This is a genomic window from Calothrix anomala FACHB-343 (genome assembly GCF_014696435.1).
In the GTDB taxonomy this organism is placed as follows: domain Bacteria; phylum Cyanobacteriota; class Cyanobacteriia; order Cyanobacteriales; family Nostocaceae; genus Aulosira; species Aulosira anomala_A.
This window is the reverse complement of sequence record NZ_JACJQG010000118.1, coordinates 1-16,566: the sequence shown is the minus strand read 5'-3', so window position 1 is coordinate 16,566 and position 16,566 is coordinate 1. Positions and strand designations below refer to the sequence as shown.

The window sequence follows — 16,566 nt, the reverse complement described above, 5'->3', positions numbered from 1 at the left end:
AAAATATGTTTCTAAGTTGCCAAGACCGAGTCACTGAGGGCTAAAGCCCTTAAACCGTTTTCATCCCTTGCCTAAAGGCGAAGGGTTTTCAACGGGTGTTTTTATAACCGACCAATATTAGTCAATCCTAAAACAATCCCCACACCAATAATATGACCAAAAGCCATTGCACCGATGAATGTGGTCGCACTGATAGGTAGACCAGGAAATTTAGGGCCGACATTAGGATATTTAATTCTGGTAGCCAGCAACACAGAGATAATGCTGCTGATGCTGATAATAGCTCCGACGGTAGGATTCCAAGCGGGTGTGGCAGGAACAGAGGCAGCAGCAGCTAGTAAAATTGATGGATTCAAGGTTGTATCTCCTAAATCGGAAAATCATGTAAACCATCAAGATTATAAAATCTATTAGGAGAAAACTTAAAAATATGACCAAAATATCTAACTTTCTGTAGGTATTTATCCGAGATAACTCAATGAATATGCGAGTGAAAATTTGCGGTATTACCCAACCACAGCAGTCTGTAGCGATCGCTTCTCTTGGTGCTACGGCATTAGGATTTATTTGTGTGCCAACTTCGCCGCGCTATGTTACCATAGCGCAAATTCAAGCCGCAATTGCACCGTTACCAAAAAATATTGACAAAATTGGTGTGTTTGCTAACACCAGTATTGCACTGATCGAGCAAACAGTTGTTGAGTCTGGTTTAACTAGCGTGCAGTTGCACGGGAATGAATTACCAGAATTTTGCTTAGAGCTGCGCCAAGCTTTACCAGGAGTAGAAATTATTAAGGCTTTTCGGGTGCGTAGTCGCGAGCATTTACAGCAAGTGGCAGAATATAGCAATTACATAGATACATTATTGCTGGATGCCTATCATCCCCAACAATTGGGCGGTACTGGTCAAACTTTAGATTGGACTATGCTACAACAATTTAGCCCCAGTTCTCCTTGGTTTTTAGCTGGAGGGTTGACGCCAGATAATATTTTAGATGCCCTCAGCATGATCCGACCTGACGGCATAGATTTATCTAGTGGTGTGGAAAACGCACCAGGAGATAAAGATTTACATCGAGTCGCCAGGTTATTTGCCAATTTAAGGATGAAGTCTGAGGGTTGAAATTTGTCCTTCCTTCTTCATCCCTGAGGCTTGATCTTTTAGAAAAATGCTGCTTGGTGGCGAATCAAGTTTAAGAATTCTTCGCGGGTTTTTTGTTCTTCTTGGAAGACACCCAGCATGGCGCTAGTCACAGTCCAAGAACCTGGTTTTTGGACACCACGCATTACCATGCACATATGAGTAGCTTCCATCACTACAGCTACCCCGTGAGGATTGAGGATAGTCTGCACTGCTTCAGCAATTTGGCGGGTAAGTCTTTCTTGAACTTGTAAACGGCGGGAATACATTTCCACAATCCGCGCTAGCTTACTCAATCCCACAACTTTTTGGTTAGGGATGTAAGCAACATGCGCTCTCCCCATAAAAGGTAACATGTGATGTTCGCACAGGCTAAAGAAGTTAATATCCCGAACTAACACCATTTCGCTATGGCCTTCATCAAAGATGGCTCCATTGACGAGTTGCTCAAGAGATTGGTTATAGCCACTGGTGAGAAACCGCATCGCCTCTGCTACCCGCTTGGGGGTTTTCAACAGACCTTCACGTTCTGGATCTTCTCCCACACCGAGAAGGATTTCGTGCACGGCAGCGGTCATTCGCTCCATATCTTCATCTTTTGGCTGATGCAATTCCGGTTCATGGCCGTCATGGGTATTGCGATCGGGTCTTAGTGTGATAGCATCTGCTAAATCGGGAATCAGAGGTGATTGAGAGCGATTAGAACCGTTAGAACTCGCGATAGTCATATAGTAAATGTTGGTAAAGGTTTGTCATTTGTCATTTGTCGCAAAGTTGAGGTAGTTCGTTGAACTACTTGTCTGATTTAAGGCAGTTTTATCTCAGACTTTGCGCTTTGTCATGTTGACAAAGTAGCGATGGCAACTTTGTCCTTTGTCATTTGTGATCAGCCAAAACAAATGACCGACAACGAAGGACTGATTTAGAGAACGCCAGTATGAGAAATCAGAATCAATTGATTAATTGCTGCTTGTGGTAGCAATAAAGCTGTGTGCAAAATCTTTGCAGTATCCCACAGTTCAGTAGTAATTAAGGCGCATCGTTTTGGCTCAACGCTCATTCTCTTTCCAAATTGGTTGGCGGTTCTGCAAGCTTTTTCTACACCCCATTATGTGAATCGCTCGGTAGGTCATAGATTAAATTAATCTAATGAATAGATTAAATAAATCTAAATAATCCGACGATTTTCGGTGGCAGTTGTTATATTACAATGCCATGATGGGTTTCTTGATAGTTAAGTCTTTGTCCAGGGATGACAACACATTGTCCGTCTGGATAATTTCATGGGAACACTCAAAAGTAGTCAGCAAATTTGAGACAAACCATCTAAGTTCAATAATTACTAATAGGTAATTCGTAATTACTCATGAAAATCACATAGCAGTTACTAAACTAAAAATTGAGTCTTGCTTCTAGGTAGAGCAACCCGACCAAGATTGTAACTACGAATTACGAATTATCAATTATGAATTGTGCTTTGACTAAGTTTGTCAAACATGAAAACGCCTATGACTGAGAAGATTGTTAAAAATCTTTAAGCGTCATAGGCAATTATAGCATTGCTGCCATGCTAATCAAGCATCTGGGGGTTTTTAGTGAGCAATTTCTGTAAACACGCCAATCTTGCGGAACTTTTCATAGCGCAGTTGGCGGCGTTCAGAAGCGGTTAAACGGTTAAGTTCGTCTAAATTCTCTAATAAAGCTTGTTTAAGAGTGTTAGAGGCTTCGATGGGGTCTGAATGAGCGCCACCAATGGGTTCTGGTAAGATTTGGTCAATAATCCCCAAATTTTTCAAGTCATGGGAAATAATTTTTAAAGCGGTAGCAGCTTGTGGGGCTTTAGCTGCATCCTTCCATAAAATAGCAGCACAGGCTTCGGGAGTAGCTACAGTATAAACAGAATGTTCAAACATCATTAAGCGATCACCTACCCCAATACCGAGTGCGCCACCGGAACCGCCTTCGCCAATGACTGTACAAATAATTGGCACATCAAAGCAGAACATTTCCCGCAAATTATAAGCGATCGCTTCGCCTTGACCTTGATGTTCCGCTTCTACCCCAGACCAAGCTCCTGGGGTGTCGATAAAAGTTAAAATTGGCATGGAAAACTTATTCGCATGTTCCATTAACCGCAGGGCTTTGCGATAGCCGCCAGGATAGGGCATCCCGAAGTTACGGGCGATATTATCCTTAGTATCCCGTCCTTTTTGATGACCTAACATTACTACAGGCTGTCCGCCCAAACGACCGACACCACCCACTAAAGCCGGATCGTCACCACCACAGCGATCGCCATGTAATTCCATCCATTCATCACTCATAGACTGAATGTAGTCTAGAGTACTAGGGCGGCGGGGATGACGAGCCACTTGCAGTCTCTGAGAAGGAGATAGACTTGTAAAAATTTCTTCACGCAATTGCATAGCGCGTGCTTCTAATTGGCGTATTTGACCAGAAACATCGACGCCATTTTCTTCTGCAAGTTGCCGAATTTGGTCAATCCGGGTGGCGAGTTCTGCTAGCGGCTTTTCAAAATCTAACAGTAGCGGTTTACGCTCGGTAGTTGCCATAGTTAGGGATGAGTATGAGGGTTCGGGTATTGGGTATAGGGGTGAGAATTTAGGGGGATGAAGGGCTAAGGGTTAGAGGCACAAGTTAGACAAGGTGAGACAATGAATTTTTGATTTTAGATTTGCGATTTTGGATTCCAATCTAAAATCTAAAATCCGTCTTGAAAAGTTCAGATCGCCGGAAGCCGGCGCTCCGACTTTTCGCAAAATCCAAAATTGGTTCAATGCCCAATGCCCCATGCCCCATGCCCTAAACTAGCAGTGGTCTAAATCCATGCTTAACTGAAACCTGACCAATCTGCTCCATTTTGTCTACGGTAATCTGATTACGCCCCCAAGAAAAGTTCGTATATAACTTCTCAAACTCCAGAAGCATAGATTCTGCAAAACAAGCAAATAACTGCCTTGCAGGTACATCCATATTGACTATTTTCATGATTTTCCAGTCAATATCTAGAGAATGTTCGACAATCCCACCGTTTAGCACATATACGCCAGGATGCTGCACTTTTGTGCCTAAATTTTTCGGATAGCCACCGTCAATCAACAAACAAGGTTGCTTCAGTAGCTTGGGGTTGATTTCTACGCCTTTAGGCATACTAGCTACCCAAACAACAATATCAGCTTCGGGTAGGGCTTGTTCTAAGGACATAATTTTGCCCCGCCCTAGTTCATCTTGTAAATTTTGCAGTCTTTCTTGATTGCGGGCGATTAGTAGTAGTTCCTTGACATCTGTTTTTGCGTCTAACCAACGAGTTACTGCACTACCAATGTCTCCCGTTGCGCCGCATACAGCCACAGTGGCTTTGGATAACTCAATTCCTAATTGTTTTGAAGCTTGTTCCACCTGCCGACAAATAATATAGGCAGTATGAGTATTACCTGTGGTAAAGCGTTCAAACTCTAGTTTAATATTACGAACTTGGCTAAACTGTTCCAAGTTAAAATTTTCAAAAATGATCGAAGAAAATCCGCCTAAAGCTGTGATATTAATCCCATGCTTTTGCGCATGAGCCATCGCATTGAGAACTTTACGTGTAGCTGCTTTAATCCGGCGATTTGCCAACATCTCAGGTAAAAAGCAGGATTCTACATACTTTCCTTCAATTTTCTGTCCGGTAACACTAGTGACGGTAATGTTATCGACAATTTGCGGCGGGGCGCTGCACCAAAAATCTAGCCCTTGATCGGCATATTCTGGGTATCCCAATTCTTGAGCTACTGCTTGAGCGTGTTCCAAACTAGTCAGATGTCCAATTAGACCAAACATGTATTGATATATTAGGCGCGTGCTGCGTCGAAAGCGTGGAATTAAGTGAGTTAAGAGGGATTAACTTACTCTTAAAAATACTACACAAAGCGTAAGATTCGTCAGGGGTAACACAGTCCACTATGAGGGTGAAGGTATGAAATTAAGAATTTCTACCTTCAGCTTGACTTTTGTTAGTGAGGGACTTCCAAGTAAAAAATATTCTCGCAGGGATTGTTGACTGTTGACTGTTGACCGTTGACCGTTGACTGTTAACTGTGAACCGTCAACAGTCAGCGACTTGAACGGAATAATTGATTTTTTGGAGTTCCCTTACCCCTAGAAGTTATGTTTATGCGGCTTTAAGTCCGTAAGCGGAGAGGCGCATGATATCGCGAGTGCTGAAGCCAATATTACTTAAGGCTTCACCGTACTGAATCATGAAGTCTTCTACTAAAGCATCTTTTTCCATTGCCAATACTTCGGCATCATCGGCTACTCGGTTGAGCATTTTCCAAACAATCGGCAAGTTTTGGCGATTGGCTGCTTCTAGTTCAGCTTTTGATTCGGCAAAGTTAGCTTTTAACCACTCTTCGCCAAAGTTTAGATGACTATACTCATCTTTAACTACGCCTTCAGTGATTTTACGGGCAAAATCATCAGCCACAGGGATATAGATGTTGTATGCGGCGATCGCAAAACATTCAATAATTAAAGACTGAATCAGTAAGCAAGTAACTACGTTACCTGCTGCTGCGGCTGTTTGGAAGTTACCGTGTAATTCTGAGAAAAAATCTTTAGCAAATTCCAAATCTGGCTCTACTTGTAAATTGCGTCCACAAGCTTCAAATCCTTTCTTGTGACGGTTTTCCATTTTCGACAGACGAATCAATTCATCTTTACTATCTGGTAGCAATTGTGCCAGTTGGATGTAATTGTCATAAGCTTCTTGTTCGCCTTCAATGACAATCCCATTAATCCGACTATATGCGTCTTTGTATTGTTCGCTTTGGAAATTAATTTCAGATTGCTCTGTAATCTGCTGCATGTTATGTTTACCCCTGTAAACGTGAATCATTTGATACCAAAAATAAATCTACCCTATGAGTTTAGGGTAACGATCGCTGTGATTTAATTTAACTTAACAAGTAACTATACAAGTAACTATATTTATAGATTAGCTTTTGCTGGGGGCGATGCTCTAGTAATACAAATATAAATGCACAGAAAGCAACAATCATGTCCAAACCAAGCCTAAATCTGAAATCTAGCGATTTCTTGAGCGTCGCAGTCTTAGTAACAGGCGCTTTGATTATTTTGCTACCTCTATTTGTGGTTTTCCTCACTTCTTTGACTCCATCTGGGGCGACAGTAGGAGGTTTACCGAAAAGTAATTGGACATTAGCTAATTATCAAGATGCTTGGCAGCGAGGTAAATTTTTATTGGCGTTTGCTAATTCTACCTTAGTAGCGATCGCAGTGACGGCCTTTCAGATTGTCACCTCGGCATTAGCGGGTTATGCTCTCGCCAGATTAAAATTTCGCGGTAGACAAGCTCTGCTGTTGATTGTCATCGCTACTTTGGTGATTCCCTTTCAATTGTTGGTGATTCCCATCTTTTTGGTTTTGAAGTGGGGACATTTGATCAATACATACGGAGCTTTGATTTTACCAACTGCTGTCAATGGCTTTGGCATTTTTTTGTTACGTCAATATTTCCAAACAATTCCCGTGGAGTTAGAAGAAGCCGCAACCATTGACGGGGCGAATCGCTGGCAAATTTTGTGGCGAGTTATGTTACCTTTAGCACGCCCGGCTTTGGTAACGCTGTTTTTGTTCACATTTATTGGTGAATGGAACGATTTATTTAAGCCCTTGGTATTTACTACACGTCCGGAACTTAGAACCGTACAGCTAGCGCTAGCAGAGTTTCAGGAACAATTTACCAATAATTGGCCTTTAATGATGGCGGCGGTAACAATTGCAACTGTGCCAGTCATGCTACTATTTCTGATCGGTCAGCGTCAGTTTATTCGCGGTATTGCAACTACAGGGATTAAGAATTAAGTCATTGGTCATTGGTCATGGGTCATTCGTGATAAAAATAGGCAATAAGGAACGGTATTGCCTTAAAATCGCCCATTACCCTGGACAATATGCTTCACAGTTGTCAGGGTTTCTAGGCTAATAAATCCCCGTCGATGACCTTTTTGATTAGACATTCCTAAAAATATCGAGTCTCCCCGTGAGGGGTTGCGAGAAAAACGCGGGGAAGTATTGATATAAGTAGAGGCGCTATTTACTCCTAAGGCGAACTGGCGACTTTCTTGGTATGATTCAGTGACAATACAGTCAGCATGACCGCTACTGTATTGATTAATCCAAGCGATCGCAGCTTCTAAGCTATCTACTAATTTAAAAGCTACTGTTTTAGTTAAATAAGCCGTTCCCCATTCTGCTTCTTTAGCTAGCTGCAATTGGGGAAAGGCTTCGACTAATTCAGCATCGCCTTTGATTTCAAAGCCTTTATCTTTGAGACTATTCCACAAAACTGCTAAAGATGAGGGTAAGGCTTGGCGGTGAATTAAAACTTTTTCAATGGCGTTGACTGGATCGGGATCGCTTTCATGGCTATCGATAATCATCCAGCGCACCATTTCTAAGCTACTATTAAGCGACCAGTAAAGGTAACAGTTGCCCATTGCTGATTTTAACACTGGGCAAGTAGCTTGGCGCATGACCTGCTGTACTAAGGTAGAACGTCCGTAGGGAATGACTAAATTCAAATATTGGTCTTGAACGACCAAATCCCGCACGGAAGCACCATGTTCTGTGGTAATTAGTTCTAAACAGCCAGCAGGTAGACCGACTTCGGCAATCGCATTTTGTAAGACACTAGCGATCGCTTCGTTAGAATGGCTGGCTTCAGTACTGCCTTTGAGAATAATAGTATTACCAGTTTTAATACATAAACCAGCAGCGATCGCTCCTAAATCGGGGAATGCTTCGTAAATAAAAGCGATAACGCCTAAAGGCATTAACTGCGAGTAACTTTGAGAATCATCTTGTTGATACTCAGCGTTTCTCACCCGCCGTAGCGGATCTGGTAATTCCCCCAACCGTTGGAGGATATCCACAGTCGTTTCTAACCTAGTGGGAGTTAATTTTAGCCAATCTAAAACTAACTCCGGTACTGCCATTTCTCGGCTGGCTTCTAAATCTAAAGTGTTAGCCTCGAGAATGTCATCAAAAGCGCGTTCTATCGCCCGCGCCATCGCCAATACAGCACGACTGCGGTCTACTCCTTTTGCGATCCCCAGCTTCAGGGAAGCTTGGTAAGCGCGTTGAGCGCTATTTATGGGTTCGGGGAGATCATCCAAAGCTTCAACGGTCATTGGTTAACGTCTGTAAGTAAGCCAGACCATTAGTGCTGGCAAAATAGCCAGAAGTACCGCCACCATTGCCCAAGCAATAATGGTGGAACCATTTGCTAATTTCAGTGCTAATGGTAGCCATATAATCACTAGCACGAAAATAATGCCCAGCGCTATTGGTAGATACCGTTCTCCCCAACGCGGATGGACAACATGCCAACTATTACTCACCCAGCGCCAAGCACGCTTATAGGGGTAAGTGGTGGAAAGTTGTTCTAAAATATAAGGATCGTTTTCCACCACAAAAATTTGCTGACAGCGATCGCAACCAAAAGCATCTGTAAGCGTAATCGGAATTAACCGCCCACGGCGACGGCAAGGGCAGGGGTATTCCGCATTAAAGTCAATTTTTTCAGGTTTTTGAGATTGCACAAGCGTTCTAATAACTTGAGCTTATTTTTTACAATATGTGAGGAAAAATTTCCGTTTCTATACCTTAGGTACTGGTTTTTGATTTTCCAGATTTTTACAGATGGGAAGGCACAGCCAACACTGCTAAGATTCCCAAGGATAGATGAGGTTCAATCGGGCTGTTGTCAAAACTATCTATTAAGTTTGAATTTTGGGACAGAGACAATTTGCTTGCTGTTTTTCCCTATATTGAGCAATCTTGTTTAATGATTTTTTTGTCTTCATCTGGAGCTTAAAAGGTAAATTTAGTCGTTTTATTTAGACAGTTTTGGTTTTTGAATATGGCACAGTTTTCAGTTTACGTGGCGACATCTCATAAAACAACTGTTCTCTGAGGTTTAGCCAGTCAACAATCATTACCAGTAAATCAACTAACCAAGATGTTTGGAGTGCCCTGATTCGCCTTGCTCATGGCTAATTGTTCATTAATACATAATGTATTAATTATTGCTTGTTTTTACGTATTTATCTCCTATTTTCCCAGAAATCTGAGATATTTTTAGAAAATAGGGAGCCTAAAAACATGAGTGAGTTTATCTGACTCGCGCCATTGGTAGATTTGGGCTGCACTTCACTGCCACAAGGCAATTTGCACCTAACAAACATTACTACGAATCTAGCCACCACGATCCAGTGTAGTATAATGTCAACAAATTGATTGACTACACCTATGAAGATTAGCTTAAGCTAGTTTACATCTTCATAAAAACACTATTTTTAAATTGCTTATTTATTATTAAAAGCGGGTAACGCGATTCGAACGCGCGACATTCACCTTGGCAAGGTGACGCTCTACCACTGAGCTATACCCGCAATCTCCAGACATTTATTAATGTCTCATATATATTCTTGGTTGTCAACCCCCTTGTTGAAGTTTGTAGTTTAGGACAAGGGGGACAAGGAGGACAACTAACAATTGTAAAGACGCGATTCATCGCGTCTCTGAGCATTGACCATTGACTTCACCCTTCTGATTCAGGGGCAAAATTGCCTATGGTGCTACCAGGAAAAGCAGCAGGTAGAGATTGGCTATTGAGTGCGTATGGTTCTGCGATATTAGAGCGCAATTGCCGCATCAGGCTAGCCATTTCTAAGGCATTCATTGCATATTCCCAGCCATGATTGCTCTTAATACCGGCTCTTTCTAAGGCTTGCTGCATGGTGTCTACTGTCAAAATACCAAAAATTACAGGTACGCCAGTTTGAAAGCTGGCGGCGGCGACGCCTTTGGCGACTTCGGAAGAGACATAATCAAAATGGGGGGTTTGTCCGCGAATAACCGCACCTAAGCAAATAATCGCATCATAGCGACGAGAGAGCGCAAGTTGGCGGGCGACTACGGGGATTTCAAAGCTTCCCGGAACCCAAACATAGTCAACTTGATTACCGTGGGGGTTGGGATCTACACCGTGGCGTTTCAAGCAATCTTGACATCCCTCTAACAGCTTTACGGTAACAAGATCGTTAAATCGACCAATGACTAAGGCAAACCGCAAAGGTTCTGTTTGGGTAAAAGTTCCCTCAAAAACTGCCATGACCGCCTCTTTACAAACTATACTTCAAGGCTAATATACATTTGTTCTGAAAAGATAGAAGAGCAGAGGAACACAATCAGGCAAAAATAACCAGGTGAAAAATCAATCCACCCGCATTACTTTTGAGATTAGCTCTTCTGCTCTTGTATTATCTGTGTTATTTATCTGTGTAAGTAAGCGATCGCCTACACCACAAAAAAGTTTAATAACCCAACTAAAAGTACCAAAGCGATCCAAACGCCAGAACCTAACCAAATTAGTCTTTTAGACTCTACCCAGTTTTGGGGTGTAGCATAGGCAACGGGAACGCCAATTACCAATACAAAAGATAGCAGAACCAGTGCTAACAAAGCGATTTGAAATATTATGGTCATTTTTGTTTCTCCCAAGACAGCAAAATACTAAAGTTGACACTCTCACCGCTATCAGCAAAGCTTTAGCAGGAGATTCTTGCTTCATCGGGTTTGTCTAGCATTAGGTCATCTCTGTCCTAAAACCCCGTCCAGATTCCCCTCCACAAGCATCTGTTTAAAGTTCACTGACTGTTCGTCAGCAAACCAGAAAATATTTATCCTATAGAATATAGAATATCGTACAAGGCAACACTGAGATTTTGGCTTCTCTGTTAAACTATCAGAAATTGCGTCACTATAGTCATTAATCCCAAGTCAAAAGTCCAAAGTCCATAGTCAACAGTTGATTGACCCTTAATTGTTGACGGTTGACGGTTGACGGTTGACTGTTGCCTTTTGCTTGTTGACTATGGACTTAATTCTTTGCCACACTACAGCTGATTTTGACGCACTCGGCGCGGCGGTAGGGCTGACGCGGTTAAAACCAGGTAGCAAGATTGTACTTACTGGTGGTGCGCATCCACCTGTACGCGATTTTTTGGCATTACATCGCGATGAGTATCCCCTGATTGAACGGCGTTCGGTGAACCCGGAAAAAATTCGTTCTTTAACTATAGTCGATACCCAACAGCGCGATCGCTTGGGTAAAGCTGCTGAATGGTTAGATTTACCCCATCTTCAGGAAATCATCGTTTACGATCATCACCTGGGACATGAATCAGATATCCCTGCTAGCCAAACTCATATTTCTTCTGTGGGAGCTACAACAACTCTCATGGTGGAACAATTACAACAGCAGCAAATCTCTTTGACTCCGGCTGAAGCTACTGTGATGGCTTTGGGTATTCATGTTGACACGGGTTCTTTAACCTATGAGCAAGCTACACCCAGGGATGCTTTAGCTTTGGCTTGGTTAATGCAACAAGGAACCAGTTTATCTGTAATTTCTACTTATATTGACCCTGGTTTATCGCCACAATTGCAACAGCTTTTAACCAAGGCGTTAGATAATTTAGAATATCTGTGTTTGCGTGGATATACGATTGCTTGGGTAACTTTACAAACAAATGAATTTGTCCCAGGGTTATCGAGTCTAGCATCTCAATTGGTGGAACTAACGGAAATCGATGCTTTATTATTAGCAAATGAATATCCTTTATCAGAGGATGATTCACGGTTGACGATAATTGGGCGATCGCAAATTCCCCAAACTAATCTCAATGATTTATTCTTACCTTTAGGTGGTGGCGGACATTCTCAAGCTGCATCGCTGAATCTCCGGGGAGTCGATTCTCTAGCTATTTTAAAGCAACTCATAGACGAGTTTAAAGCTAGTATCCCCCATCCCCTAACAGCCAGAGATTTGATGTCTTCGCCTGTGCGCACCATTCGTCCTGAAACCACAATTACCGAAGCACAGCGCATTTTATTACGTTATGGGCATTCTGGGTTATCTGTAGTCGATACCACCGGGCAACTTTTGGGTATTGTTTCCCGCAGAGATATTGATATCGCTTTACACCACGGCTTTAGTCATGCGCCAGTCAAAGGTTACATGACAACAAATGTCAAAACTATCACACCAGATACCACATTACCCCAAATTGAATCTTTGATGGTGACTTATGATATCGGACGGTTACCAGTATTAGATAATACTCAGTTAGTCGGGATTGTTACCCGCACCGATGTCTTGCGGGAATTACATCAAAAAGACGATCCGGGGAATTGGGAAACAGGAGAACAGGGGGATTTTTCACTCTCAGAATCTTCTCGTCCGAAACTTTCCCTATCTGCTTCTCTAACTCCTCAATTATGGCAACTACTCACCCAAGCATCACAAGCCGCAGAAAAACGAGGTTGGCATTTATACCTTGTTGGCGGCGCTGTGCGGGACTTGCTATTAGCAGAGAACACAGCCGGAACTTTAATGATTAAAGATATTGATTTAGTAGTTGATGGCTTTCATAAATCAGCAGATGTGGGTGCTGGTGTAGAATTAGCCAAAGAATTACAGCAACTTCACCCAGAAGCGCGTTTAGAAATTCACGGTGCTTTTCAAACTGCGGCGTTATTATGGCACAAAGATCCAGAATTAGACTCATTATGGGTAGATATTGCCACAGCGAGAACCGAATTTTACCCTTATCCCGCCGCGAATCCAGAAGTAGAAGCAAGTTCCATCCGTCAAGACTTATATCGCCGTGACTTTACCATAAATGCGATCGCACTGCGACTAACTTACCCTCGCGCTGGTGAATTACTTGATTTCTTTGGTGGATTGCTAGATTTACAAGCTAAAAAAATTCGGGTTTTACACGCCAATAGTTTTATCGAAGATCCCACTCGGATTTATCGCGGTGTGCGGTTTGCTGTGCGCTTTGGATTTGACATAGAACCACAAACCGAAGACTATATTCGCTATGCCATTAATAGTGGTGTTTACGATCGCACTGCACAAGAGAATAGCAAAACCCCAGCTTTACAAACCCGCCTCAAAGCTGAATTAAAACATATTCTCGAAGCACCATATTGGAAACCTGCTTTACAGTTACTCGATAATTTAGGCGCATTACAGTGCATTCATCCTACCCTAAAATTAGATGAAAATATCCTGCGTGAATTACGCTTATTAGAACGCTGTTTAAAAAAATTTGACAGTCAACACACCTTAATTCATTGGCAAATGCGGTTAGAAACTTTAATTGCTCACTTATCACCAAAATACCGCGAAAAAGTCGCTAAAAATTTGCAAATGCAAGAGGACAGCATTAGCAGATTACAAAAATTAGCTGATGTAGAATCTGAGGTTAATGCATCATTCTCTACTGTGAAACTCCCCAGTCAAGTAGTAAATTTACTGCGACAATATGATGTACCAATGCTGATTTTAATTGCCTTGCAAAGTCCCAGAAATATCCGCATACAGATTTGGCATTATTTAACAGTTTGGGCGAACATTCAACCAATTCTCAATGGAAACGACCTTAAAAAACTTGGCTACAAACCAGGCCCCCAATATCGCCAAATTCTCGATGATTTACTAACCGCCACCTTAGATGGCGTGATTACAAATCAAACAGAAGCCCAAGAATATTTAACCAAACATTACCCTCAATAAATTCTCTCCTCCTCTCTGCGCCTCTGCGCCTCTGCGTGAGAAAAATTCTTTTAATCTTATAGCTTTTATGCAAACACAAACACCAAAAAACTCTAGTTAAGGATAAATAGACTTCTTGCATAAATATTTTGACGTTGTTGATTAATCATTTGAAAAGCGCACGCAAAGGCAACATTAAAGCGGCTTTGTTGGGTTTCGCTTACGTTCTACCTAACCTACAATTATCTTTAACTGAACTGTTTTAGTCTATAAGCAAGAGTTAACTGAAGTAAAATTAAATTTTTTAAATTTTATTATTGTTACAATAAATACTTTAAATTTGCTAAATATCAGCTATTTTGGCTTTGTTAGCCAGTATATATAGATTTATGATTGCTAAGTCTAGTATAGATTGTCTTTTATCTACTGACTTCCAGTCGCTCGCCATTTTGGGGATAAGTAAGTTAAAATATATCATCCTGAAGATGGATGATTTTTGCAAAAATTTAATTATTTATATTGCACATTCTGAAAAAATATTATAAATTATTAACTTATAGGGGAATAAAATAATTTTGTAGTTTCAAAAACTAAATCCTGCTTAATACAGATACTGTAACTAGTAAAATTTTTAAGTTAAATCTTAAACGTTACTAGGAATATATTTTTTTATTGTCACATCAGGGTTTCGAGAAAGAAAAACTTGATTAACAATTTCCAAATATATTTTGCGTAACTGCCATAAAAGTAATATTATTGCTGGAGGTGAAAGACAAAAATTTGTCATTCACTAACAGGATCGTTGCTGATAAAGCATATTAACTGTCAGTCAAGCTGCAATAAAAATTGGCAGTTACAGATATTTTTTAAAGTTCATTATTTATTCCCAAATTCTATTTGCTATTAAAAAATCGTCTTTGTTACGATCGCAATAGCAGCATATATCAGAACGCATCTACCACAAATTTACAGTCCTTATGGAGTTATTCTGGCGATGCAAATAAACGAATTGGTAATATCTGAAAATATACAAGAAGAAGCTTGGCAAGCCTTAGAAAAGTCGATTATCTATTATCAAGGTCGTCCTGTTGGGACTTTGGCCGCATACGATTCTTCTGTAGAGGCGCTAAATTACGACCAATGCTTTATTAGAGATTTTGTGTCTTCGGCGCTACTTTTTTTGATTAAGGGGAAAACAGAAATTGTCCGCAATTTTCTGGAAGAAACCTTAAAGTTACAACCCAAAGAAAGAGCTTTAGATGCATATAAGCCAGGAAGAGGTTTAATTCCGGCTAGCTTTAAAGTTGTCTCTGTGAATGGAGAGGAATATTTAGAAGCAGATTTTGGCGAACACGCGATCGCGCGCGTCACACCTGTAGATTCCTGTCTCTGGTGGATTATTTTATTGCGTGCTTATGTCGTCGCTACAAAAGATTTTTCGCTAGCTTATCAACCTGAATTCCAAACCGGTATCAGGTTAATTATGGAAATCTGCTTGGCGAATCGCTTTGATATGTACCCAACGCTATTGGTTCCAGATGGCGCATGTATGATTGATCGCCGCTTGGGTATATATGGTCATCCGCTAGAAATTCAAGTTTTATTCTACACGGCTTTGCGTGCTGCTCGCGAATTACTAATTTGTCAAGGTAATCAAGATATTGTAGCCGCAATTGATAATCGCTTACCGCTTTTATGCGGTCATATTCGTCAACATTATTGGATAGATATTAATCGATTGAATGCAATTTACCGTTTCAAAAGTGAAGAGTATGGTAAAGGTGCAGTCAATTTATTCAATATATATGTAGACTCACTTCCTTATTATGAATTAGACAAATGGTTGCCAAGAAAAGGTGGTTATTTAGCTGGTAATGTAGGCCCTTCCCAACTAGATACGCGCTTCTTTTCTCTTGGTAATTTGATGGCGATTGTTTCTGACTTAGCAACTGACGAACAGTCCCAAGCAATTATGACTCTGATTACTGAACGTTGGGAAGATTTGGTTGGAGATATGCCAATGAAAATTTGTTTCCCGGCTTTAGAACATGAAGAGTATAGAATTGTCACAGGCTGCGATCCTAAAAATATTCCTTGGTCATATCATAATGCTGGTAGCTGGCCTGTGTTGATGTGGATGTTGGCTGCTGCTGCGGTGAAAACCAACAATCTAGAGTTAGGTAAAAAGGCGATTGAAATTGCTCAATCACGCTTGAGTGAAGATGAATGGCCAGAATATTACGATGGTAAAAAAGGCCGATTAATTGGTAAGCAAGCTAGGAAATATCAAACTTGGTCAATTACTGGTTTCTTATTAGCAAAAGAACTGACAAATAATCCTAAATATTTACGTCTAGTTACCTTTGGTGAATTACCCGCAGAATCAGTTTCTCGTGCTTGTGAGTTTGAAATTAGCAGTATCGATCCATATCTCCCTAGATAGAAGTAAGGTTTGATTGCTACTCTAAATTCACTAATTTTTCAGCATAAATAATATTTTTCAAGCCCCTTTGTATCTATAGGGGCTTTTAATTTTCTTCATTTGTTATCAGCATTTTCAGAATATACAGCATATTTCAGCTTCGGGGTATGGCAGTACCAGTACCCCTACAATCAACGATAATCTGTACCTCATAGCAATTCTAGAAAATAATTGAATCTCATAAATTACAGCTATTTTCAGGTAAATAGACCACGCTGTAGGGGCACGGCACCGACAATCTTTTGGTACATACAATAATTTTACTGTTGCCGTGCCCCTACGACAGAT

General features: G+C 41.1%; 14 protein-coding genes and 1 tRNA gene. 4 read left to right on the top strand and 11 right to left on the bottom strand.

The window, feature by feature from the left end; genetic code table 11:
- Positions 1 to 101 precede the first annotated feature (101 nt).
- Positions 102 to 356, bottom strand: a complete 255-nt coding sequence (gene psaK / locus H6G08_RS35925; protein WP_096643669.1) for a photosystem I reaction center subunit PsaK — start codon at positions 354 to 356, stop codon at positions 102 to 104.
- Between the two features lie 128 nt (positions 357 to 484).
- On the opposite strand from psaK, the gene H6G08_RS35920 reads away from it, so the two are divergent.
- Positions 485 to 1,123: a phosphoribosylanthranilate isomerase gene (locus H6G08_RS35920; RefSeq protein WP_190551948.1), complete on the top strand. Its 639-nt coding sequence runs from the start codon at positions 485 to 487 to the stop codon at positions 1,121 to 1,123.
- Positions 1,124 to 1,161: 38 nt separating this feature from the next.
- Here the strand turns inward: H6G08_RS35920 and folE are convergent, their stop codons facing one another.
- The 5 genes from folE to H6G08_RS35895 form a co-directional block, all read right to left on the bottom strand.
- Positions 1,162 to 1,869, bottom strand: a complete 708-nt coding sequence (folE, locus tag H6G08_RS35915) for a GTP cyclohydrolase I FolE (protein ID WP_190551935.1) — start codon at positions 1,867 to 1,869, stop codon at positions 1,162 to 1,164.
- Positions 1,870 to 2,063: 194 nt separating this feature from the next.
- Positions 2,064 to 2,201, bottom strand: a complete 138-nt coding sequence (locus H6G08_RS35910) for a hypothetical protein (RefSeq protein WP_190551933.1) — start codon at positions 2,199 to 2,201, stop codon at positions 2,064 to 2,066.
- 532 nt (positions 2,202 to 2,733) lie between these two features.
- On the bottom strand, positions 2,734 to 3,714 hold the full coding sequence (locus H6G08_RS35905) for an acetyl-CoA carboxylase carboxyltransferase subunit alpha (protein ID WP_096643671.1): 981 nt from the start codon (positions 3,712 to 3,714) through the stop codon (positions 2,734 to 2,736).
- Positions 3,715 to 3,964: 250 nt separating this feature from the next.
- Positions 3,965 to 4,984, bottom strand: a complete 1,020-nt coding sequence (locus H6G08_RS35900) for a long-chain acyl-[acyl-carrier-protein] reductase (RefSeq protein ID WP_096643672.1) — start codon at positions 4,982 to 4,984, stop codon at positions 3,965 to 3,967.
- Positions 4,985 to 5,315: 331 nt separating this feature from the next.
- Positions 5,316 to 6,011 (bottom strand): aldehyde oxygenase (deformylating), encoded by a 696-nt coding sequence (locus H6G08_RS35895; protein ID WP_190551931.1) that lies wholly within the window; start codon positions 6,009 to 6,011, stop codon positions 5,316 to 5,318.
- 191 nt (positions 6,012 to 6,202) lie between these two features.
- Between H6G08_RS35895 and H6G08_RS35890 the strand changes: the two genes are divergently transcribed.
- A complete protein-coding gene (locus H6G08_RS35890; RefSeq protein ID WP_190551929.1) occupies positions 6,203 to 7,030 on the top strand; it encodes a carbohydrate ABC transporter permease in 828 nt (275 codons plus the stop codon).
- A 62-nt stretch (positions 7,031 to 7,092) separates the two neighbouring features.
- Here the strand turns inward: H6G08_RS35890 and H6G08_RS35885 are convergent, their stop codons facing one another.
- From H6G08_RS35885 to psbZ, 5 genes are all read right to left on the bottom strand, one after another.
- Positions 7,093 to 8,358, bottom strand: a complete 1,266-nt coding sequence (locus tag H6G08_RS35885; RefSeq protein WP_190551927.1) for a glutamate-5-semialdehyde dehydrogenase — start codon at positions 8,356 to 8,358, stop codon at positions 7,093 to 7,095.
- 3 nt (positions 8,359 to 8,361) lie between these two features.
- Positions 8,362 to 8,769, bottom strand: a complete 408-nt coding sequence (locus tag H6G08_RS35880; protein ID WP_190551925.1) for a hypothetical protein — start codon at positions 8,767 to 8,769, stop codon at positions 8,362 to 8,364.
- A 780-nt stretch (positions 8,770 to 9,549) separates the two neighbouring features.
- A tRNA-Gly gene (locus H6G08_RS35875) sits at positions 9,550 to 9,621 on the bottom strand.
- Between the two features lie 149 nt (positions 9,622 to 9,770).
- The gene (gene ribH, locus H6G08_RS35870; RefSeq protein WP_190551924.1) at positions 9,771 to 10,343 is read right to left on the bottom strand and encodes a 6,7-dimethyl-8-ribityllumazine synthase; all 573 of its coding nucleotides are present in this window, start codon (positions 10,341 to 10,343) and stop codon (positions 9,771 to 9,773) included.
- 185 nt (positions 10,344 to 10,528) lie between these two features.
- Positions 10,529 to 10,717 carry a photosystem II reaction center protein PsbZ gene (psbZ, locus tag H6G08_RS35865; protein WP_190551922.1) on the bottom strand — a complete coding sequence of 63 codons (189 nt, stop codon included), beginning with the start codon at positions 10,715 to 10,717 and terminating at the stop codon, positions 10,529 to 10,531.
- Between the two features lie 388 nt (positions 10,718 to 11,105).
- Here psbZ and H6G08_RS35860 point away from each other — a divergent pair, with 388 nt between their 5' ends.
- Together H6G08_RS35860 and H6G08_RS35855 are read left to right on the top strand one after the other, a co-directional pair.
- Positions 11,106 to 13,817 carry a CBS domain-containing protein gene (locus H6G08_RS35860; RefSeq protein ID WP_190551946.1) on the top strand — a complete coding sequence of 904 codons (2,712 nt, stop codon included), beginning with the start codon at positions 11,106 to 11,108 and terminating at the stop codon, positions 13,815 to 13,817.
- Between the two features lie 973 nt (positions 13,818 to 14,790).
- Entirely contained in the window at positions 14,791 to 16,239 is a 1,449-nt protein-coding gene (locus H6G08_RS35855) for a glycoside hydrolase 100 family protein (protein ID WP_190551919.1), read from the top strand.
- The last annotated feature ends 327 nt before the right edge of the window (positions 16,240 to 16,566 follow it).